20 protein-coding genes are annotated in these 20063 nt (G+C 41.5%); 13 read left to right on the top strand and 7 right to left on the bottom strand.

All coding sequences use genetic code 11. The features are described from left to right. The first annotated feature begins 59 nt into the window (after nucleotides 1–59). A complete protein-coding gene (locus H6G77_RS10425) occupies nucleotides 60–833 on the top strand; it encodes a PEP-CTERM sorting domain-containing protein (RefSeq protein ID WP_190871515.1) in 774 nt (257 codons plus the stop codon). 666 nt (nucleotides 834–1499) lie between these two features. On the opposite strand, the gene H6G77_RS35455 is transcribed toward H6G77_RS10425, so the two are convergent. After that, entirely contained in the window at nucleotides 1500–1712 is a 213-nt protein-coding gene (locus tag H6G77_RS35455; protein ID WP_190590578.1) for a hypothetical protein, read from the bottom strand. A gap of 10 nt (nucleotides 1713–1722) precedes the next feature. On the opposite strand from H6G77_RS35455, the gene H6G77_RS10420 reads away from it, so the two are divergent. The 5 genes from H6G77_RS10420 (at nucleotide 1723) to H6G77_RS10400 (ending at nucleotide 6441) form a co-directional block, all read left to right on the top strand. Continuing rightward, nucleotides 1723–2832, top strand: a complete 1110-nt coding sequence (locus H6G77_RS10420) for an MFS transporter (protein ID WP_313954490.1) — start codon at nucleotides 1723–1725, stop codon at nucleotides 2830–2832. Nucleotides 2833–3053: 221 nt separating this feature from the next. Next, complete coding sequence (cbiE, locus tag H6G77_RS10415; RefSeq protein ID WP_190871513.1) at nucleotides 3054–4256, top strand: precorrin-6y C5,15-methyltransferase (decarboxylating) subunit CbiE; 1203 nt, start codon at nucleotides 3054–3056, stop codon at nucleotides 4254–4256. Nucleotides 4257–4623: 367 nt separating this feature from the next. Next, nucleotides 4624–5058, top strand: coding sequence for a cyclic nucleotide-binding domain-containing protein (locus H6G77_RS10410; RefSeq protein WP_062286916.1), 435 nt, complete (start codon nucleotides 4624–4626; stop codon nucleotides 5056–5058). A gap of 39 nt (nucleotides 5059–5097) precedes the next feature. Then, nucleotides 5098–5940 (top strand): FAD-binding domain-containing protein, encoded by an 843-nt coding sequence (locus H6G77_RS10405; RefSeq protein WP_190871512.1) that lies wholly within the window; start codon nucleotides 5098–5100, stop codon nucleotides 5938–5940. Nucleotides 5941–6024: 84 nt separating this feature from the next. Next, nucleotides 6025–6441 (top strand): hypothetical protein, encoded by a 417-nt coding sequence (locus H6G77_RS10400; protein WP_190590561.1) that lies wholly within the window; start codon nucleotides 6025–6027, stop codon nucleotides 6439–6441. Nucleotides 6442–6550: 109 nt separating this feature from the next. Here the strand turns inward: H6G77_RS10400 and pdxH are convergent, their stop codons facing one another. Then, complete coding sequence (gene pdxH, locus H6G77_RS10395) at nucleotides 6551–7195, bottom strand: pyridoxamine 5'-phosphate oxidase (RefSeq protein ID WP_190590562.1); 645 nt, start codon at nucleotides 7193–7195, stop codon at nucleotides 6551–6553. Nucleotides 7196–7321: 126 nt separating this feature from the next. On the opposite strand from pdxH, the gene H6G77_RS10390 reads away from it, so the two are divergent. The 3 genes from H6G77_RS10390 (at nucleotide 7322) to H6G77_RS10380 (ending at nucleotide 10894) form a co-directional block, all read left to right on the top strand. Next, entirely contained in the window at nucleotides 7322–8416 is a 1095-nt protein-coding gene (locus H6G77_RS10390) for an AI-2E family transporter (protein WP_190672659.1), read from the top strand. A gap of 226 nt (nucleotides 8417–8642) precedes the next feature. Continuing rightward, complete coding sequence (locus tag H6G77_RS10385) at nucleotides 8643–9470, top strand: segregation/condensation protein A (protein WP_190590564.1); 828 nt, start codon at nucleotides 8643–8645, stop codon at nucleotides 9468–9470. Between the two features lie 257 nt (nucleotides 9471–9727). Further along, a complete protein-coding gene (locus H6G77_RS10380) occupies nucleotides 9728–10894 on the top strand; it encodes a sugar phosphate nucleotidyltransferase (RefSeq protein WP_190590565.1) in 1167 nt (388 codons plus the stop codon). Nucleotides 10895–11127: 233 nt separating this feature from the next. On the opposite strand, the gene speA is transcribed toward H6G77_RS10380, so the two are convergent. Next, nucleotides 11128–13146, bottom strand: a complete 2019-nt coding sequence (gene speA / locus H6G77_RS10375; RefSeq protein WP_190590566.1) for a biosynthetic arginine decarboxylase — start codon at nucleotides 13144–13146, stop codon at nucleotides 11128–11130. 229 nt (nucleotides 13147–13375) lie between these two features. Between speA and ndk the strand changes: the two genes are divergently transcribed. Further along, entirely contained in the window at nucleotides 13376–13825 is a 450-nt protein-coding gene (gene ndk / locus H6G77_RS10370; protein ID WP_190590567.1) for a nucleoside-diphosphate kinase, read from the top strand. Between the two features lie 138 nt (nucleotides 13826–13963). On the opposite strand, the gene H6G77_RS10365 is transcribed toward ndk, so the two are convergent. Next, on the bottom strand, nucleotides 13964–14686 hold the full coding sequence (locus tag H6G77_RS10365) for a TerC family protein (protein WP_190871511.1): 723 nt from the start codon (nucleotides 14684–14686) through the stop codon (nucleotides 13964–13966). A gap of 604 nt (nucleotides 14687–15290) precedes the next feature. Here H6G77_RS10365 and H6G77_RS10360 point away from each other — a divergent pair. Then, nucleotides 15291–15926 carry a hypothetical protein gene (locus tag H6G77_RS10360; protein ID WP_190871510.1) on the top strand — a complete coding sequence of 212 codons (636 nt, stop codon included), beginning with the start codon at nucleotides 15291–15293 and terminating at the stop codon, nucleotides 15924–15926. A gap of 36 nt (nucleotides 15927–15962) precedes the next feature. Here the strand turns inward: H6G77_RS10360 and H6G77_RS10355 are convergent, their stop codons facing one another. After that, nucleotides 15963–16931 (bottom strand): CHAD domain-containing protein, encoded by a 969-nt coding sequence (locus H6G77_RS10355; protein ID WP_190871509.1) that lies wholly within the window; start codon nucleotides 16929–16931, stop codon nucleotides 15963–15965. Between the two features lie 242 nt (nucleotides 16932–17173). On the opposite strand from H6G77_RS10355, the gene H6G77_RS10350 reads away from it, so the two are divergent. Further along, nucleotides 17174–18241: a DUF3616 domain-containing protein gene (locus H6G77_RS10350; RefSeq protein WP_190871508.1), complete on the top strand. Its 1068-nt coding sequence runs from the start codon at nucleotides 17174–17176 to the stop codon at nucleotides 18239–18241. Here the strand turns inward: H6G77_RS10350 and H6G77_RS10345 are convergent. Then, nucleotides 18238–18642 carry an NIL domain-containing protein gene (locus H6G77_RS10345; RefSeq protein WP_096582235.1) on the bottom strand — a complete coding sequence of 135 codons (405 nt, stop codon included), beginning with the start codon at nucleotides 18640–18642 and terminating at the stop codon, nucleotides 18238–18240. The two genes, H6G77_RS10350 and H6G77_RS10345, sit on opposite strands and share 4 nt — an antisense overlap. 86 nt (nucleotides 18643–18728) lie before the next feature. Between H6G77_RS10345 and H6G77_RS10340 the strand changes: the two genes are divergently transcribed. Then, the gene (locus tag H6G77_RS10340; protein ID WP_190871648.1) at nucleotides 18729–19316 is read left to right on the top strand and encodes a thioredoxin family protein; all 588 of its coding nucleotides are present in this window, start codon (nucleotides 18729–18731) and stop codon (nucleotides 19314–19316) included. Nucleotides 19317–19736: 420 nt separating this feature from the next. On the opposite strand, the gene H6G77_RS10335 is transcribed toward H6G77_RS10340, so the two are convergent. Further along, nucleotides 19737–20012: a MoaD/ThiS family protein gene (locus H6G77_RS10335; RefSeq protein ID WP_190593575.1), complete on the bottom strand. Its 276-nt coding sequence runs from the start codon at nucleotides 20010–20012 to the stop codon at nucleotides 19737–19739. Between the last annotated feature and the right edge of the window lie 51 nt (nucleotides 20013–20063).

Here is a 20063-nt window from a genome sequence, read left to right as displayed (position 1 = left end):
TGTGAGAAATTAATCGCAAAATTGACTCATGAAACGGCTAGTAAGGAACAAATTAAATTATGTCTCTCAAAAAAATTACTTGTAGTGTTCTTCTTTTGACATCTGCGATCGCATCTGTGGCTTATGCTGGTTCTGCCCATGCTATTAGCTTGACTTACACCGCAGGTGCTTACAGAACACCCAAAGTTACAAATGAAGGTGCGTTCTCGGAAAGTGTTAACAACAGTAATTTTGTCACTGTTGATTTCAATAATGTCAATGACAAAAATTTTAAAGGCAACGATCTAGTCGAGTACACATTCTCTCAAGGTAGCTATTCGACCAGCCCTGGAAGTACAGGTATTTTTAATGATCAATGGGCTCCGGCTGGTGTAAATGGTGAAGTCAACCAAAGTAAATATTTAGCAGTATTTGCAAATAACTCTGTCAGCATCAAAGCCAAAAGTGGTGGCGTTTTCAACTATTTTGGTTTGGATGCAGGTGCTTTAAGTGGTGGTAACACTTTTGAACTACTTAAAGGCGGGGTAACAGTAGCGAAATGGAACTTCGAGCAGTTGAATAAGATTGCTACCGTTGTTGGTATCAATATGAATAACCAAAAGAACGGCTTCTTTGAGTTTTTCTCTGACGGTAAAGACGATAACTTTGACGAAATCAGACTTTCTCAAGTTGGGGGTGGTGGTTTTGAATCTGATAACCACACATTTCACCTGGGTAAAGGTAAGTTTTCTCAAGCTCAAGCTACTCCTGAGCCTAGTGTTACTTTAGGGATGTTAGCCGTAGGTGGTATGTTCTTGTACCAACGCCGCAGACAAAAATTACAAAATAGCTAGTCAGCCTAGATTTGAAATTTGTTGATACGGGCTAAGTGGAGTTGTAATTGTATCTACAATAACTTTGACTAGGATAAAAGGATTTCGGCAAAGACCATAATTTATGATTATTTCTCCAGTACGCTTTTGAGTATCTGGAGATATTCGTATTTATCCATATTTTGCTATTTGAGAGAAAAACTGGGTGCTAGATTCAACAATATGGCGTATTTAGAGGGATTTGACTAAATATTTCACCATTCTGACTCTTAGATTTTGGCTCCTGAATTCTTAACTATGGGTATATCGTCAATATAGTAATTAATACAGATAACTCAATCAATAATTATGATGTCATTAATATAAGTTATCAATCCTGGTATACTTACGTTTAAGTTAACATGATATTTTTGTGATTTCTGCCGATAAATTATATCTTCAGGTAATTGATTATATACTCAGTTGGATTATATAAATTATGTAATGTGGCTACTTTGGTTAAACATTAAAATAGTTGAAATTATTCTTCAACGACATATTTTCCAGGAATTTACCCGAACATGGATATTATAGATTGTGCATTAAATAACATCTAGTAATTTGTGAACTGGCATAATTACTATGTTATTAAGATAGTTAAAGGCTAGTTGTCCAAAAGTTGTTATTAGTAATTTCACTCAGACATACTTAAATTAGTTTTATTTGTAAGTGATAAATTGTACAAAATAATGATTCTGGACTTTCTAAAATATGCAATTTTAAATGCGATTTATCTTGAAGAATTTGTCTTAAAATCACTCCACGGGTATAAGGCAGAATCATGGTTAACTCTTGCAACACTAACCGGGGAATATTATGGCGACAGGTTTGGGGATTAGCGGCTTTATTAGTAGCTATCATCCTCTGTTGGATGGCGTACGCTTTTTATCAACCAAGGATATTGCAAAATTTAGAATTGGTTGAATTAGCGCGTTGGTTAGGAATTGTGCAAGGGTTAATTGTTGCGGTGGTTGAACCTTTGAATGGAGGAATTTCCGATCGCCTCCAGCAACGTTTGGGTAGTCGCTTACCAATGATTAGTACGGGAGTGCTGTTAGCTGGGGTGATTTTTGTCAGTGTTTCGTTGTTGGCTGACTACAATTTACCCACGGGTATGCGGTGGATAATTCCCGTACTGATGACAGCTTGGGTAATGGCGATGATTATTTTTCGCGGCCCGGCGATCGCACTTTTAACTCAGTTTGTCCCGACAACCGCATTACCCCAAGTTAATGCCATCTTAGTACTGATATTTGGTACGCTAGGAGCGATCGCACCGTTATTACACACCTTACTTGATAGTATGGGTGCGTCAATCACTTTCATGTTAGGTGCGATCGCTTTAGTTTTGGGTGCATATATTCTGCAATTATTCACTCCCAAACATACTTTGATTGCTGCAATTCAGCCAGATAAATCGGCGACTGCACCTTCTGTATTATTACTCCTAATTTTTATCATCGGTTTAGCGACAGGATTTGAAATTAACTTGTTATTGGGCATTTTTCCCCAAAAGTTGCAAACTCAGCTACCTGGATTGTCAGTAGAATTTATTGCTTCGGAAATACTCTTAGTTTCTGCGATCGCATCTGTACCTTTAGGTGACTGGACAGCAGATTTAGGTGCAAACAAGTCCATGTTGCTGGGTGTCGGAACAATGACGGGTTTGATGGGGTTAACAGTATTAAATGATAGTTCGATTCTGGCGATCGCTTTAATTTTGACTTTTGGGATAAGTTTAAGTTTAGTCTTGATGAGCATCATTCCCTTGGTGTTAGGGAAACTAGCTGTAACTCAGGCTGGCTTGGGGATAGGTTTATATTTGGGTGGGAGTGCTGGCGGAACTGCAATCGTTTCATTATTAATCAAGCAAATTGGTATAACATCCGTCGCTGCATTTTTGTTGGCGGAAGTCGCCTGTGTGGCAGTAGCTTTGTGTATTCTTTTGTGTAAGAAAGTTTCTCATATCAAATCTCTGTAAGCCTCCACTAAATAATTATTATTGAATGACTTGGCGCTCTTGGCGTTCTTGGCGGTTCGTCAAAAAATTAAGTGCATCTTCATGGAGAATTGGTATTAAGTCAGCTACTCATGAGAAAATCTCACAACCAAACATCAAAAAGGGACTCTTGACTAGGTAGTAGAATTTTTACTCAGCACTCAGCACTCAGCACTCTCAAACTAGGATTGGGGAATAAAACATTGAAATGGCTTTCTATTATAGGTATTGGCGAAGATGGGTTACAGGGTTTAAGTGCGATCGCCCGTTCTATAATTGCCCAAGCTGAAGTTATTATCGGAGGCGATCGGCATTTGGCGATGCTTCCCAGTGATGACCAGCGCCAGAAAATTCCTTGGACTTCTCCGTTTAGTGCATCAGTCGCCGAAATTATCAGCCGTCGTGGTCAGCAAATCTGCATTTTAGCCAGTGGCGATCCTATGTGTTACGGCGTGGGTGTGACTTTAACTCGACACATTCCCATTTCAGAAATCACAATTATTCCCGCACCTTCAGCCTTTAGCCTCGCCTGCGCCAGACTGGGATGGTCATTAACAGAAGTCGAAACTATCAGCTTGTGTGGTCGTCCCGCAAGTTTGCTTCAGGCTTATATTTATCCCCAAGCCAAGTTATTAATTTTGAGCGCCGACAAGGAAACACCGCAAATTGTGGCAGAAATCCTGAAAAATCGGGGCTATGGTCAAAGTAAAATGATTGTTCTAGAACGTTTAGGTGGCATTCATGAACGAATAATTGCAAGTACAGCCGCCGCTTGGAGTGAAACAGAAATTGCTGACTTAAATACCATCGCCGTTGAATGTCTGGCTGACATTGGCGTTACAGCCTTACCAAGATTACCAGGATTGCCAGATCATGCCTTTCACCATGACGGACAATTAACCAAACGAGAAGTCAGGGCAATTACTTTATCAACATTAGCACCCTTACCAGGGGAACTTTTGTGGGATGTCGGCGCGGGTTGTGGTTCCATTTCCATTGAATGGATGCGGACTCATCCCCGGTGTCGAGCGATCGCCATTGAACAAAATTCATCTAGACTGCAATATATTGCCGATAACGCCGCCGCTTTGGGTACGCCAAACCTAGAAGTTATTGCAGGGAAATCACCCCCAGCTTTGCAAAACTTACCCACACCAGACGCGATTTTCATTGGTGGTGGCGTGACAGCAGCCGGATTGTTTGATATTTGCTGGACAGTACTACCTTCTGGCGGTCGTTTAGTCGCCAATGTTGTCACCATCGAAGGCGAGCAAACCTTATTTCAATGGTATGAAAAAGTTGGTGGCAGTTTTACCCGCATCGCCATTCAACGAGCAGAACCCATTGGTAAATTTTTAGGCTGGCGAGCAATGGCTCCTGTGACTCAATGGATTGCTATCAAATAGAAAAAACCTGCTACAAATAAAAGGGAGAATATGAGAAAAGCGTACACAGTCTAATACCATTTTGGATTTTGGATTTTAGATTTTAGATTTTAGATTTTGGATTGGGTAAGGGTTGATCGGTAAGCTTTTGAGCCATCCATCTGTCGCAATCATTTTTTAATTTAGTATAATTTTATACAGCGTTTCTCCAAAACTGATAACTAGCCTCCAGCCTCTAGACCCTCCTTTATACTTAGTTATGAAATTTGTCTCATCGGGACTGCCTTCTGCTATAGTTACAATTTTTATCGGTTAATATGGCGATCGCATATTCAAAAATCCCAAAACTGCCCGATTATGTTGTGTGGGTGTATCTTAACTCTTAATTATGCTGAGTAGTGTTGACCGATTATTATTTGTGCGCCGAGTCCCGATTTTTAAAGAATTACGGGATGATTTTATCGTGCGGCTAACTTCAGTCATGCACGAGTTGTCATTTCCGGCAAACTATACAATTTTTAGACAGGGCGAAGAAGGGCGATCGCTTTATATAGTGGTATCAGGTAGAGTTAAAGTCCACATTGGTAATAAATTTCTCGCAGAAGTAGAACAGGGAAAATACTTTGGCGAGATGGCAGTATTTGATACACAGCCCCGTTCTGCCACTGCTACCACCATCGAACCTTGTGAATGCTTAGAACTCACACAAGAACAACTTTATGACGCAATTGAAGAAACTCCCGAAATTGCCGTCAACATCATTCGTGAGTTATCACGGCTCATCCGCAGACTGAATGAGAGTGTTGAAGTAACTCATTCATAGTCTTCTACAATTGGGATTAATACACTTGAATTATTATTCATGCTACGTAAATTTACTAGTCGGGATGAATTGATAACGTATCTGCGCGAACAATTTCCCCAAGCCGCAGAACGTGACAACCATATTAGTAATACTATTGGCGGACGCAAAGCAGCCCAAAAAGCATTACAAAAAGTAGACCCAGCCGCCTACAGCAAAACCCGTAACTTTTTTACAGGCGCAGTTACAAAACTTTCACCATACATTCGCTATGGGGTGTTAAGTCTAGCCGAAATCCGCGAATATGTACTTGATAACGTCAAACATCCAGAAGATGCTACCAAACTAATTAACGAATTAGGCTGGCGTGATTATTGGCAGCGATTGTATGTCAAGCTAGGTGATGGCATCTGGCAAGACCAAGAAGAATATAAAACAGGTTACACAGTCTCAGAATACGCCCCAGAACTACCCCAAGACATTCAAGCAGGTAGTACAGGGCGAGTTTGTATCGACAGTTTCAGCCAAGAATTGCGAGAAACTGGCTATTTACACAACCACGGGCGGATGTGGTTAGCGGCTTACATCGTTCATTGGCGGCGTATTTGTTGGCAAGCCGGGGCTAAATGGTTTTTGCAACATCTTTTAGATGGTGATCCTGCCAGTAATAATATGTCTTGGCAATGGGTAGCCAGCACATTTAGCCATAAACCATATTTTTTCAACCGCGAGAATTTAGAACGCTATACCAAAGGTGTTCATTGTCAAAAATGCCCACTATACGGGCATTGTGACTTTGAAGGTAGCTACGAAGAATTAGAACAAAAGTTATTTCCCAAAGGGGAATTTACCAAAAAGCCAAATAGCCAAAGTTGGCAGCATGGCAAAAAAGGGAAAAAATAAAGCTTATAAACCCCTCAGACTGGAAGTCTGGGGCTATACAAACACTTCTTTTACACCCTTACACCCATTTTCAAGGCAGTTCTCATGAATAAACCAATTATCTGGATACACGGCGACTGTCTCAGCCCATCCAACCCCGCATTTCAAGAATACCCTGATGCCCCAGCAATTTGGGTATGGGACGATGCTTTAATTGAAGAATGGCAATTAAGCCTGAAACGCATCGCCTTTATTTATGAATGCTTGCTAGAGTTGCCAGTAGAAATTCGTCGCGGCAATGTTGCCCAAGAAATTTTAGCCTTTGCTAAAGAAAACAATGCTAATTTTGTGGTGACAGCCGAAAGCCCAAGTCCGAGATTTGATGATATCTGCGATGACATAGAACGTTCTGTGAAATTAGAAGTATTAGCCGTAGAACCATTTTTTGAGTATGACGGCTATATCGATTTAAAGCGTTTTTCCCGCTATTGGAAAGTAGCGGAAAAGTACGTTTTTGATTGATGCGGCAAGTGCTGAGTGCTTTACACTGAGCGTAGTCGAAGTGTGAGTGCTGAGTAAAACATTCTTCCTCTACCCCTACTCCCTACTCCCCACTCCCTACTCCCCACTTCTAAGGCGACAACCGCTCAATTTTCCAACTGCCATCATCTAAAAGAGTATAAAGCAAGCGATCGTGTAGTCGGCTAGGACGACCTTGCCAAAACTCAATTTCGGAAGGAATGACTCTTAAACCCCCCCAATGAGGCGGACGAGGAACTTCTTGGTTTTCATATTTACTCTGAAACAGTTCCATTCGCTTTTCTAGCAGTTCTCGACTTTCGATAACTTCGCTTTGATGAGAAACCCAAGCACCTAAGCGACTATTAGGTGGACGACTTTCAAAATACTTGTCTGACTCTGCTTCCGAAACTTTTTCTACATGACCACAAATTCGTACTTGGCGTTCTAATTCTGCCCACCAAAAAACCAAAGCTGCTTGAGGATTTTCTGCGAGTTCTTGTCCTTTGTGACTGTCGTAATTAGTAAAAAAAACAAAACCTCGTTCATCAAAATCTTTGAGTAACACCATTCTCGCCGCAGGTTTAGCATCAGGTGTGGCAGTAGCTAAAGTCATGGCATTGGGTTCTGGCAATTGCGCTGCTAATGACTGCTCAAACCATTTTTTAAATTGTATAAATGGGTTAGGGTCAACTTCAGTTTCAGTTAAGTCTTGTAATGTGTAGTCTTTGCGGAGGTCAGCTATGGTGGTATTCATCGTTATGTATTTCCTCTATAACAGATACACTTATACAGGGCTTAGTTAAAAATATCTATAAATCATGGCTGGTATCAATGCCAGTTGCCCAAATTTCTTCCCGAACCGTCTCAAGCATTAAATCCAATGCGCCGTTCAGCCTCTCTGCAAACTCTGTTATTCTACGGTTTGAGCGGCCCGATTATCGCTCTCAATGTTGGGCTGCTATCAATACTTTTCAACTATTTTAAGCATCCCATCACGATTGTTAGTGTTGCGGCGATTTTAGCTTTTTTACTGAATTACCCAGTGAAGTTTTTTGAACGCGCCCGCATCACTCGGACACAGGCAGTCATCATAGTGTTGTTGGTGACATTGACATTGTTTGTCATTTTGGGTGTGACTTTAGTCCCAATCGTGATTGACCAAACAATTCAACTGTTAAATAAAATTCCTGATTGGTTAACTGCAAGTCAAACCAACTTAGAACAACTAGAAGCATTTGCCCAAAAGCGCCGTTTACCTTTAGATTTACGAGTACTGAGTAATCAAATTAATGCCAGTATACAAAACATAGTCCAGCAGTTAGCATCTGGGGCGGTGGGTGTAGCTGGGACTTTGCTATCGGGCTTATTAAATATTGTACTGGTGGTTGTACTGGCATTTTATATGCTTTTGTATGGCGATCGCGTCTGGCTCGGTTTAATCAATCTTTTGCCATCTCACATTGGCGTACCTTTGACGATATCTCTACAGCTAAATTTTCAAAGATTTTTCTTGAGTCAATTGCTACTTGGCTTATTCATGATAGTGACTCTCACCCCGATTTTTCTTGTGATGAAAGCGCCTTTTGCCTTATTGTTTGCCATAGTTATCGGCATATCAGAACTGATTCCCTTTATTGGGGCAACCTTGGGCATTAGTTTGGTGACAATTTTAGTAATGCTGCAAAACGGTTGGTTAGGAGTGCAAGTTGCGATCGCTGCAATGATTATGCAACAAATTAAAGATAATCTCTTAGCACCCAAATTACTCGGTGACTTTATCGGTCTCAACCCCATTTGGATTTTTATTTCTATTTTGATTGGATTTGAAATTGCGGGATTGTTAGGTACACTTGTGGCTGTTCCCATCGCTGGCACTATTAAAGGCACATTTGATGCCATCAAAACCAACAAAGGAGGTAATTTCGTCTCACCTTTCACCATTTCCCACGACCCGCCAGAAGACCGGATAAATTAGGGAGTAGGGAACTGAGGAAGTAAAGTAAAGGACGCAGAGGAAGCAGAGGAAGAATTTTTTACTCAGCACTCAGCACTCAAAACTCAGCACTATTAAGTTATCTTGCTGAAACACCAGTATAAAAACCTAATGATATATTAGTTTGTCCATAAATAATTAAATTAACTAGAGTATCTTGCTGGGATTTGTTTCACCGACCTCAAATCACACCAATTCGGAAATCAGAATGGATGCTTCCGAGCTATTAGAGACAATAACACTCCTCATTGACCAAGCTGAACGGGGGGAAATAGACCCTTGGGATGTCAAGGTGATAGAGGTAATTGACCGTTATTTAGAATTTATGGCACCGGAGGCGACAACAAAAGGCTATGAAGCTGATTTATCTCAATCTGGCCAAGCTTTTTTGTCGGCATCAATGCTGGTGTTATTCAAAGCAAATACCTTGATGCAATGGTCAACAGCTGGAGATGTCGCAGAAATTTTAGAAGATGACGGCATAACTGATTTGGAAAACGGCTTCTCTCATCAGCGTCGGTTGCCATTAGAGTTACAGCTACGCCGCCGTCCCTCGGCTATGCCACCGCCTAAGCGACGTGTCACCCTGCAAGAATTAATTGAACAATTGCAGCTGATGGCAAATCAGCTAAAACTCGTCCAAAAAGTTGATAAGCCGGCGCGGGTGAAGCGCCAGCCTAGTGTCCGTACAATGCGGCAGGCGCTAGAATTAGCTCACCAAGAAAATCTCACAGAAGTTGCTCAAGAACTGGAGGAGTTACTGCGTAATGCTGCCCAAGAATTATTTCAAGAACAAAGTTATGTCACCCTGGAACAGCTTGTACAATTATGGTCTCAAAACCAGCAACCACAACAAAATAATGCTCACCATGAGTCAGAACACAGCCACTTAGTTGGTGTGTTTTGGGCTTTACTGTTGTTATCGGCTCAATCTAAAGTCGAACTATTTCAAGCGGAATTTTACCAAGAAATCCAAATTCGGCTGATTACAGATGCAGTTAACATACCAAAATCCGTAGAACAACCAATAAACTAAATTACTAGTTCAGATTAAAAATAATTATGTAAGTTACACAGAGATACCAAAGCTATTTTTTTAAGTTTTAGCAAATTTAGAATATTAGCGATCGCTTGCGGCGGGTTAAGCCTGTAGCCTATCTCTCGCTATGGTTGCAATAACCAGTAAATTACTGTTATCCCTGATTCTAGGAGTTGCTTAGAACAGAGATTAAAACTGATGATTAAGTATTACTCGTTGAAAGTAAACTGGCTTGTGGTTGAGGAACAAATTTTATGAAAGCGATGATTCTCGCGGCGGGTAAGGGTACTCGCGTTCGTCCCATTACCTACACGACTCCCAAACCAATGATTCCTATCTTGCAAAAGCCAGTGATGGAATTTTTACTGGAACTTTTGCGTCAACATGGTTTTGACCAAATTATGGTCAATGTTAGCCATTTAGCTGAAGAAATTGAAAACTATTTCCGCGACGGTCAACGGTTTGGCGTACAAATTGCCTATTCTTTTGAAGGTAAAATTGATGACGGTAAACTGGTGGGGGAAGCCATTGGTTCGGCGGGAGGAATGAGGCGGATTCAAGATTTCTCGCCGTTTTTTGACGATACTTTTGTAGTATTATGCGGTGATGCTTTAATTGACTTGGATTTAACAGCAGCTGTGAAGTGGCATAAATCTAAAGGGTCTATAGCCACCATCATTTCTAAATCTGTTCCCCTAGAAGAAGTTTCTAGTTACGGTGTTGTCGTTACTGATGAAGAGGGACGTGTCAAAGCTTTCCAAGAAAAACCTTCAGTAGAAGAAGCCCTCAGCACCAATATCAACACAGGGATTTACATTTTTGAGCCAGAAGTATTTAAATACATTCCCTCTGGGGTTGAATATGACATCGGTAGTCAGTTATTCCCCAAATTAGTCGAAATTGGTGCGCCTTTCTACGCGATTCCGATGGATTTTGAATGGGTAGATATTGGTAAAGTCCCAGACTACTGGCGAGCAATTCGCGGTGTGTTGCTAGGTGAAATTAAAAACGTCCAAATTCCCGGTCATGAAGTCGCCCCTGGCATCTACACTGGCTTAAATGTGGCGATCAATTGGGACAAGGTAGATATCACTGGCCCAGTTTACATTGGTGGAATGACCAGAATTGAAGATGGAGCGAAAATCGTTGGGCCAGCGATGATCGGCCCGAATTGTTGGATATGCAGTGGCGCAACTGTAGATAACAGCGTCATCTTTGAATGGTCACGTTTGGGGCCTGGTGTCCGTCTCGTTGACAAGCTGGTGTTTGGTCGTTATTGCGTGGATAAAACAGGCGCATCTATTGATGTGCAAGCTGCTGCTTTAGACTGGCTAATTACTGATGCGCGTCAAGCACCACCAGTCCACACACCTCTAGAACGACAAGCGATTGAAGAATTGCTGGGGACAAGCACCAGCTAGGGGCTAGAGGCTAGAGGCTAGGGGCTGGTAACTTTGGATTAATCCCAAAAAAATTCCCCTAATCTCTAGTAGTCTGCCAAGGAAACTTTGCGTTGTGGTCAGCAGAGGAGCAGAGGGGCAGGGGGAAAAGACTTACTGCAAGTTTCTCCCCTGCTCCCCTGCACAAGAGCTTACCTCCACGTAGCAATTTTGGGTTGGTACACTACTAGTCCCTAGTCTCTGATCCCTAACCTTTAGCTGTTCAGATAGGTGTATCTTCTGAGACTTTGCTCGTAGGTTTGCAATAACCTTTGGGATTCTGCCAAGGTAATGCGTTTTTCTTCTAGTGCTTTCTCGCAGCGTTGGCGGATATTTTCCACCATATCTTCGGAGTCATACTGCACATAACTGACTACCTCGCTCATGGTATCGCCTTTGACGACGTGTTGAATTTGGTAGCCTTTGGGTGTGAGTTGAATGTGAACGGCGTTGGTATCACCAAACAAGTTGTGCAGGTTGCCCATGATTTCTTGATACGCACCATTGAGGAACATTCCCAAGTAATAGGGTTCGCCTGGTTGGAAGGTGTGCAGTTCTAAAACAGATTTGACATCACGCAGGTCAATAAAGCGGTCAATTTTACCGTCACTGTCGCAGGTGAGGTCTGCCAAAATTCCCCGTCTTGTTGGTTCTTCATCAAGGCGGTGGATAGGCATAATGGGAAATAATTGGTCGATCGCCCAACAGTCTGGTGCTGATTGAAACACTGACAAGTTGGAGTAGTAGATGGAAGCCATGATTTTTTCTAGGTCTTCCAGTTCATCGGGTACGTAATCTTGCTGTCTAGTAATGTCTAAAATCTTTTGACAACAAGCCCAATAGAGTCGCTCGGCTTTGGCTCTTTCCCGTAGACGCAAAATGCCTAAGTTAAAGCGGCTGATGGCTTCTTCTTTAAATTGGGTTGCGTCGTGGAAAAACTCTTGGTAATTTTCTTTGTTAATTGATTGATAAGTTTCCCACAAGTAATTGATAATTGGTGATTCTCCCTCTTGTGGTGGTTCGGGGGGATGGAGGGGGACATCGCTGGTACTGAGAATGTCAAAAATCAGTACCGATTGGTGAGATGCGATCGCCCTACCACTTTCACTAATCAGTGTTGGTACTGGGATTTGTCTTTCCGCACAGGTATCTTTTAACTCTGCAACAATATCGTTGGCATAGTTCTGCATGTTGTAGTTTTTCGAGGCGTAGAAGTTGGTTTGAGAACCGTCATAATCTACACCCAAGCCACCACCAACATCGAGATATTTCATGTCTGCTCCCAACATCGCCAACTCTACATAAATGCGGCTGGCTTCTTGGATGGCATCTTTAATCACATTGATGGCAGAAATTTGCGAACCGATGTGGAAATGTAATAACTGCAAAGACTCGATTAACTCGGCTTCGCGTAATTTATCCACAGCTTCGATAATTTCGGGCATGGTTAAACCAAACTTGGCGCGATCGCCACTGGAAGTTCCCCAGCGTCCCATTCCTTGGGTGCTGAGTTTGGCACGCACTCCCAAAATTGGTTTAATCCCTAACTGGCGATTAGCCGCAATTACCAAATCAACTTCTTCAATCTGCTCTAAAACAATAATTGGGGTTTGGCCTAGTCTTTGGGCTAACATTGCCGTTTCGATGTATTCCCGGTCTTTATAGCCGTTGCAAACGAGCAATGCGCCTGGGGTATCCAATAAAGCCAGGGCAATCATTAATTCTGGCTTGGAACCGGCTTCTAATCCAAATTGATGGGGTTTACCAAATTTGACTAAATCTTCAATCAAATGCCGTTGTTGGTTGCATTTGACAGGAAACACCCCACGATAAACACCAGGGTAGTTATAACGAGCGATCGCTTTGGCAAAACAAGCATTTAACCGCTCAATGCGGTCTTCTAAAATGTCAGAAAAGCGAATCAGCAAGGGTAGCCCCAAATTCCTTTGCTTTAAGGCGTTGACCAATTCAAACAAGTCAAGAGAACCCCCGCGATCGCCTTTGGGGGAAACAGTCACATGACCAGCAGCGTTAATTGAAAAATAAGGTTGTCCCCATCCTTCAATGCGGTATAGTGCTTCGCTATCCTCGATTTTCCAAGCGCGAGGTAAATCGCCGGCGGTAGTGCTTGGTGGTAATAACTTTTTTTGTTTGTGATTTTTCACTTCAGATTTATGACCATTTGACGGTAGTTGTACCACCTCATCAGATGTAGCAGTTGACTCAACACCCATTTCTGACCTCTGTGTTTCACCCACGAATAAACAATTTAACGCATTCATCTGGTAATGGATACGCACCTAGTGATGATTTCTGAGATAAACTCTGATTGGTCAATTGTCATTCGTCAATATTGTCATTTGTCATTGGTCATTCGTTTTTAGACTATTGACAAAGGACAAAAGACCAAGGACAAAAGAAAATTGACAAGATAAAAACTTTATTAAGTTTTGGGAGACAGCTTTGGAACGCACATTTTTAGCAATTAAGCCTGATGGCGTACAACGTAAACTAGTTGGCGAAATTATCCGTCGGTTTGAAACTAAGGGTTTTACCCTGGTGGGGTTGAAGTTTCTCCAAGTAAGTAAAGAATTGGCGGAACAACATTATGGTGTTCACCGGGAACGCCCCTTTTTCGGTAGCTTAGTCGAATTTATCACTTCTGGCCCAGTTGTAGCGATGGTCTGGGAAGGTGATGGTGTGATTGCGGCGGCGAGAAAAATCATCGGTGCTACCAATCCCTTAACCGCAGAACCAGGAACAATTCGCGGCGACTTTGGGATCAATATTGGACGCAACTTAATTCACGGTTCCGATGCTCCCGAAACTGCACAGCAGGAAGTTGCTTTGTGGTTTAAAGATGAAGAGTTAGTTAATTGGCAACCACATATTTTCCCTTGGTTGCACGAATAATTTTGGGGAGTAGGGAGTGGGGAGTGGGGAGTGGGGAGTAGGAAAACACGGCATTTCTGCCGCCTGCCTCCGGTTGGTGAATCTCGACTTCGCTCGATTACCGCGTAGCCGAACCACTGCCTCCTGACTCCTGCCTCCTTATTTCGAGACTTCGGTTTTTTCCGGTTCAGCTTGGGGTAATGAGGCGGGATTCCGTTTAGAAAAGCCCCAAGCTAAAATCAGGGCGATCGCAGTGATCATTAACCATTCTGGTGGCACTAAATCATCGTTGATCACTTTTAAGAGCAAACGCAAACCTACGAACGCTACAGTTACATAACCTGCATCTTCGAGGTTGGCATATTCATCTAACCAGCGAATAAACAAGCCAGCCATAAATCGCAGTGTAATAATTCCGATGGTGGCACCTGTTAAGACTAACCATCTTTCTTGGGAAACTGCGATCGCGGTTGTAACGCTATCTAATGAAAATGCCAAGTCTGTAAATGCAATTACAGGTATGGCTTGTAAAACAGTTTTAAACCTCGGCCCATGATGGTGAGAGTCTTCTGTTTCTTCTGAGGTAAAGTGTTGGAATACCAGCCACAGCAAGTAAGCAGCACCTAACAGTTCAAATTGCCAGAAATTTTGTACCCAGGTAGCAGTCAAAATCAGGGAAATCCGCAACACGTAGGCAATTACTAAACCAAAGTTCAGCGCCTTACCTTCTAGTTCCTTGTCTTCTAATCCCTGGGCGATCGCAGCGAGGGCGATCGCATTGTCAGCCGAAAGCACCGCCTCTAAAAACACCAGAATTAGCAGGACTATAGGGGCTTCGACGCTGAAGTGAAAGTGGAGATAATCAAATATGCTGTCTAGCATTCCGGGGTTCTCAAGTCAAAAATAAAAACTAACAGAATTTTTTTCTATAAAAAGCGCAATCAATCGCTACTCCTATCCAGCTTAACTTGTAAAAGCTACATAATCGCAGCGATCGCATCTAAGTATTTTACATTCTCATTTCAATGTAGTATTGAGAATACAGAAATTCAGCAGCGATCGCTAGAAGCTGAATGGAAGATATGGCAATTCTATTTGAGATATCAAACGAGAGACAAGGGAGATAAGGGAGACAAGGGAGATAAGGTAGACAAGGGAGATAGATAACAACAGGTTGGCGTAAATAAATAAACCACAGTTCGGCTACGTGGTAATCGAGCGAAGCGATGCACTGAGCTTGTCGTTCGCGTAGCGTCTCCGGTAGGAGAAGTGTCGAGATTCAACTACCGCGTAGCCGAAACTCAGTGACCATAAGTAATTGCTAAAAGCCTTGTGGTATCAAGGTTCTTTCTTTTGCCTTTTGCCTTTTTACTTTTTCCTTGTTGTACTAGTCTGACGGCTGCATAAACTCATCAACCCAAACCTATTGATTGAGTGAAGGGATAAAACCCAAACACTAAACACTCACATTCAAAGGAAAACAGTTATGAAAACCAATCTTTTACTCAGCCTTGCTTGTTCTATCTCCTTATTAGGTACAGTCACATTACCTACTCATGCTCAACCAGTTCCAACTGTGCAACCACAAGCAATCAGTTCTGAAATCACCATTCCTCAAGATACCGCAATTATTGTGGCTTTTCCTGCACCTGTTACCATCGATGTTGGGCAGAAAAAAGATTATCCTCTGACTCTTCCTTTAGCTAGTGCCATTAAAGATGCTCAAGGCAATGTTATCGCGCCTGAAAATACCCCAGTCAGTATAGTTTTAAAACCCAAAGAAGGCGGAGCAAGAATTGTGGCACAGTCTTTAGTGATTAACGGCAGAATTGTGACCATCAAAGCCTCTAGTCAAGTGATTCCTGGTACTACCATTACCCATGTGCGAGCTAATGATAAGGCAGTTGAAAATGGTTCGGTTTGGGGGAGAATTGGCGGCAGTACTTTAGGCTTTATCAGCCAAGGAGATCCTGAGCAATTTGATCGAGGAGCTATGTTAGGCAGTGCTGTAGGATTGTTGACAGGTTTAAGTTCCGCAGAAAACACCCGGATTGTACAAATTCCCCAAAGCAGTGTTTATGTCCTATCCCTTGAAGCTCCTATTAGTTTAACTCCTCGTTAGTCACAGAAACAATCAGATAAAATCACTCCCAAAATTTTACGCTGGCTGTAAGATGGCTAAATGAAAATTATGTCGATTTTCTACTATCAAGTATTTTTCTTGTAACGGTTGCCACTGCTGCCATAATTGGTGACGATGTTCGGCTAATAAGTTAGCTAAAGTAGGCAGATGACTATTAAATTCTGACTTAAAAACATCGGTCAGCCACTGTCCCATCACCACACTATCTTGAATGCTCCCTAAAATATCTTGTATGCTTTTTATTTCCACAATGTACCCTGTGTAAGCGTCTGTATATAATTCAGCAAATAATTCCATTTGATAACGCAAACGTTTTGCTTGTTTGCGTAAATCATGAATCGTCTCACCTTTACTAGTTAAATGTTGTTCTATTTTCTCAGCTTGCCAATCACTGCGAATCTTCACTTCAGACTCGGTAACTTGAGTTCCCACTAACCACCCTGGATGGAGAAAGAAAACACTGACTTCTGGTAAGAGTAAATCTGGTAATACTTGCTGAATTGGCAGAGTAGCTAAAGATTGATAGTGGGGTTTTTCTAACCATTCTTCTAATGTTTGTTTAAAAGATTTATATGGCTCATCTTTGAGTGTATTCAACACATCAGCTAATGCAACTTCTCGTTGTTTTGCTAAAGCCTGAAAAGCTTTATGTAGAGATTTTTGTTCCTTATGTGGTAGTTTTGGTTGGTAAAGCTGTTCTAAACTTTCTTTGAGTACGTCTAAGTCTCTGAGGCTACCTAGCCGACGAGCAATTTTACCAATATTTTTATCACTTGCTGGCTTTGGCAAATCTAGTACAATATCAAACCGATTCACTGCGGTACGGAGACGGCGCATCCCTACACGCATTTGATGTAATGCTTCAGGATCTTCATCTTTTTTAACAGTTTTTTCGTACTTTAAAGTTTTATTAAAATGCTTTTGAATTGCTTGGTAAGCGTATTCGCCTAGTGTTTTGACCGTGGGTTTGGTGGCTAGTTTCATAATTAATAGCAACTAGTTACTGATTAGGGTTATTGCATACTAGCATCAGTTTAAAAAAACCATCTATCTCTAGATAGTTTTTTTAAACTTGATAACTATAATGATGAGTATTAATATTAGCATTATTTTGAGATGAATCTAAAAATAAAGTGAGTTTATAGAGATTGTTGTCTAATACTGATTAAAATGGCTGTCATTATCTTGGATAGTTACTGTAATCACAAAAAATATTCATCATAAAAATGCCAAACTCACAGATCATCAAGCAAGTTATTCTCACATTTACTGAAAGTTTTCGAGAATACAGAACAGATATTTCAGGAGTAATGCTAACACCTGATAAACATTTATGGTTAGGCTCAGATGAAACTTCTACCTTGGAAAGACTAACTTTGAGTGAAGAAAATAAATTTGCCGAACACCAACAATATAAAGTCTCAGATTTTCTTAAATTACCTGCTTCAGAAGACGAAGAAATTGATATTGAAGGATTGGCATATACAGATTATTATTTATGGTTAGTTGGTTCCCATAGTTACAAACGCAAAAAACCCAAACCTGACAAGTCTGATCAAAAAAATGTTTTGAGACTGGCAAAAATTGAAACCGAACCTAATCGTTATATCTTAGGCAGAATTCCTTTGATAGATGGCAAATTAGTTTCTGCTTGTCAACACCCACAAGACGCAAATTTACAGTTAACTTCGGCAAAATTAGAAATCACAAAACAAGGCAATTTACTAATGTCTGCTTTAGCAAATGACCCTCATTTGGGGGCATTTATTCAAGCTGCAATTCCCGGTAAAGACAATGGTTTTGATATTGAAGGGTTAGCTATTTATAAAAACCGAATTTTTTTGGGGTTGCGTGGCCCTGTATTACGAGGTTGGGCAATAGTTCTGGAAATTGAACTACAAAACTCCAGTCCCGGATTGCTGAAACTCATGCCGATTGGTGAAGCAAAGAAAGAATACAAAAAATATTTCCTTTGGCTGAATGGGTTAGGAATTCGTGATTTGTGTCTGGATAGAGAAGATTTATTAATTTTAGCTGGGCCAACAATGGATTTAGATGGCCCAGTGCAAGTTTATCGTTGGCAAAATGGTTTGAAGTCTTCAGAAAATCTGCTCAACTATCCACAGCTTGTGCAAGAAATTCCTTATGGAAATCGCAATGATCATGCTGAGGGGATGACTTTATTTCAAGATATATTAGGAGTGCCTTCGCTGTTAGTGGTTTATGATTCTCCGGCTGAGACTAGGTTAATTGACGATCGCAGCGTCACAGCCGATATATTCTCCTTAAGTTAAAGGTTAGTAGAAATTGCTTGCACAGGACAAGTCGGAATACACTGTTCACAAACAATGCAGCGCGATCGCGTAAATGTTAATTTATATGTTTCTGGATGCAAACTCAGTGCTTCTGTAGGACATACCCCAGTACACAAGCCACAGTCAACACAGATATCTTCATCAATAGCAATTTCTCCCAAACTGGAAGATACACCAATGTGACGCGATCGCATCCATTCAATTGCTGCATCTAACTGATCAATATCTCCAGAAAGTTCCACCACCAATTTACCGATTTGATTGGGGGCGACTTGGGCGCGGATAATATTGGCAGCTACATTAAAATCTTTTGCCAGTACATAGGTTACAGGCATTTGAATAGCACGCTTGGGAAATGTTAAAGTAACTCGTTTTTTCACAGGTTTAAGCAGGTAGAGGCGGACAGATAAAAAGAAAGCGATAAACTAAAAAGTGGCAATAGTTAATAAGTATGAATAAATTTGCTATGACTACAGAAGCATCCGTTAATACTCCCACCAAGCCAGAATCTAAATTTGGGCAGCGTTTAAGAAACTTCTTAATTGTAATAGTAGCGATCGCCCTGAGTGTTGCTCTTGTTTTAGGGTTAAGAACTGAAACTAATTCCATTTCCGTTGCTGAGTTGGCGAAAAACTCCACACCCCTAGATGTTGCTGTGAGTAACGGTAAACCATCCATCGTGGAGTTTTACGCTGACTGGTGTACTGTTTGCCAAAAAATGGCACCAGATATGGCAGAACTAGAACAGCAGTATGCCGACAAAGCTAATTTTGTCATGCTGAACGTAGATAACACCAAATGGTTGCCAGAAATGTTGAAATATCGCGTAGATGGTATTCCCCATTTTGTATTTTTAACTAAAGATGCAGAAAGTACAGCCCAGGCGATCGGTGATATACCCCGTAATATCATGGCTAATAATGTCGAGGCGTTAGTGGCTGGTACACCCTTACCTTATGCCCAAGCTAGTGGTAAAACTTCTAAAGTTTCTACCTCAGTTGCACCAAAACCGCAAGATGATCCCCGCAGTCATGGTAGCCAAGTCGTGAATTAATTGTTTTAAACATATAGGAATACGGTTTGATTCCTGAATCTATAGCAGTTCTTACTTGCTTGTAATACAGTTGGAACCCCACCCCGCATTTGCTGACGCAAACGCTCCCCTCCCCGCTTGCGGAGAGAAGTTGCGTGCGGGGGTTCCCCCCGTTGAGCAAACTTCGGGGGAGGGGTTGGGGGTGGGGTTGAAATGTACTCATCCAACCGAGAACCGCTATAGTTGTGTACCCAGGGAGTAGGAAAGAAGCCTGACCTATCTTTGTCTACAAAAACAAATGCACCAGTAAAATACCCTGGGTGGGGTATCTTCCTGGTGCAACAAGCAAATTTCGACAAACAGGGGAGTAATTAAGAACAGTTGTTCGCTATTTTTGTAGATGGATATTGTACCGATTTGAGCAACCTACATTTTATTGGCTCAACCGCCTGCAACAGCAGGTACAATACTCACTTCATCACCATCTTTCAACGATGTAGCTATTCCCTCTAAAAAGCGGATATCTTCACTATTCACATACAAATTTAAAAAGCGTCGTGGTTGTCCTGCTTCATCACACAGTCGCTCTTTGATACCAGGACAATGTTTTTCTAAAGAATCGAACAACTCAGCGACACTGCTACCTGTGCATTCGATGGTAGCTTGACTATTTGTGAATTTTTGGAGAGCAGTTGGAATTAAAACAGTAACAGCCATATTGGAAGTGTGAAGTGTGAAGTATGAAGTATGAAGTGGGAAATTTAGGTT

It is taken from the genome of Aulosira sp. FACHB-615, assembly GCF_014698045.1.
Taxonomy (GTDB): Bacteria; Cyanobacteriota; Cyanobacteriia; order Cyanobacteriales; family Nostocaceae; genus Nostoc_B.
The sequence above is the reverse complement of the archived record's forward strand: the minus strand, read 5'-3'. Positions and strand labels throughout refer to the sequence as shown.

Coding starts and splice junctions, on each gene's coding strand:
- H6G77_RS10425 (WP_190871515.1), top strand. CDS start 60: ATGTCTCTCAAAAAAATTACTTGTAGTGTTCTTCTTTTGACATCTGCG.
- H6G77_RS35455 (WP_190590578.1), bottom strand. CDS start 1,712: ATGATAGCTACTAATAAAGCCGCTAATCCCCAAACCTGTCGCCATAAT.
- H6G77_RS10420 (WP_313954490.1), top strand. CDS start 1,723: ATGGCGTACGCTTTTTATCAACCAAGGATATTGCAAAATTTAGAATTG.
- H6G77_RS10410 (WP_062286916.1), top strand. CDS start 4,624: ATGCTGAGTAGTGTTGACCGATTATTATTTGTGCGCCGAGTCCCGATT.
- H6G77_RS10405 (WP_190871512.1), top strand. CDS start 5,098: ATGCTACGTAAATTTACTAGTCGGGATGAATTGATAACGTATCTGCGC.
- H6G77_RS10400 (WP_190590561.1), top strand. CDS start 6,025: ATGAATAAACCAATTATCTGGATACACGGCGACTGTCTCAGCCCATCC.
- pdxH (WP_190590562.1), bottom strand. CDS start 7,195: ATGAATACCACCATAGCTGACCTCCGCAAAGACTACACATTACAAGAC.
- H6G77_RS10390 (WP_190672659.1), top strand. CDS start 7,322: ATGCGCCGTTCAGCCTCTCTGCAAACTCTGTTATTCTACGGTTTGAGC.
- H6G77_RS10385 (WP_190590564.1), top strand. CDS start 8,643: ATGGATGCTTCCGAGCTATTAGAGACAATAACACTCCTCATTGACCAA.
- H6G77_RS10380 (WP_190590565.1), top strand. CDS start 9,728: ATGAAAGCGATGATTCTCGCGGCGGGTAAGGGTACTCGCGTTCGTCCC.
- speA (WP_190590566.1), bottom strand. CDS start 13,146: ATGGGTGTTGAGTCAACTGCTACATCTGATGAGGTGGTACAACTACCG.
- H6G77_RS10365 (WP_190871511.1), bottom strand. CDS start 14,686: ATGCTAGACAGCATATTTGATTATCTCCACTTTCACTTCAGCGTCGAA.
- H6G77_RS10360 (WP_190871510.1), top strand. CDS start 15,291: ATGAAAACCAATCTTTTACTCAGCCTTGCTTGTTCTATCTCCTTATTA.
- H6G77_RS10355 (WP_190871509.1), bottom strand. CDS start 16,931: ATGAAACTAGCCACCAAACCCACGGTCAAAACACTAGGCGAATACGCT.
- H6G77_RS10350 (WP_190871508.1), top strand. CDS start 17,174: ATGCCAAACTCACAGATCATCAAGCAAGTTATTCTCACATTTACTGAA.
- H6G77_RS10340 (WP_190871648.1), top strand. CDS start 18,729: ATGACTACAGAAGCATCCGTTAATACTCCCACCAAGCCAGAATCTAAA.
- H6G77_RS10335 (WP_190593575.1), bottom strand. CDS start 20,012: ATGGCTGTTACTGTTTTAATTCCAACTGCTCTCCAAAAATTCACAAAT.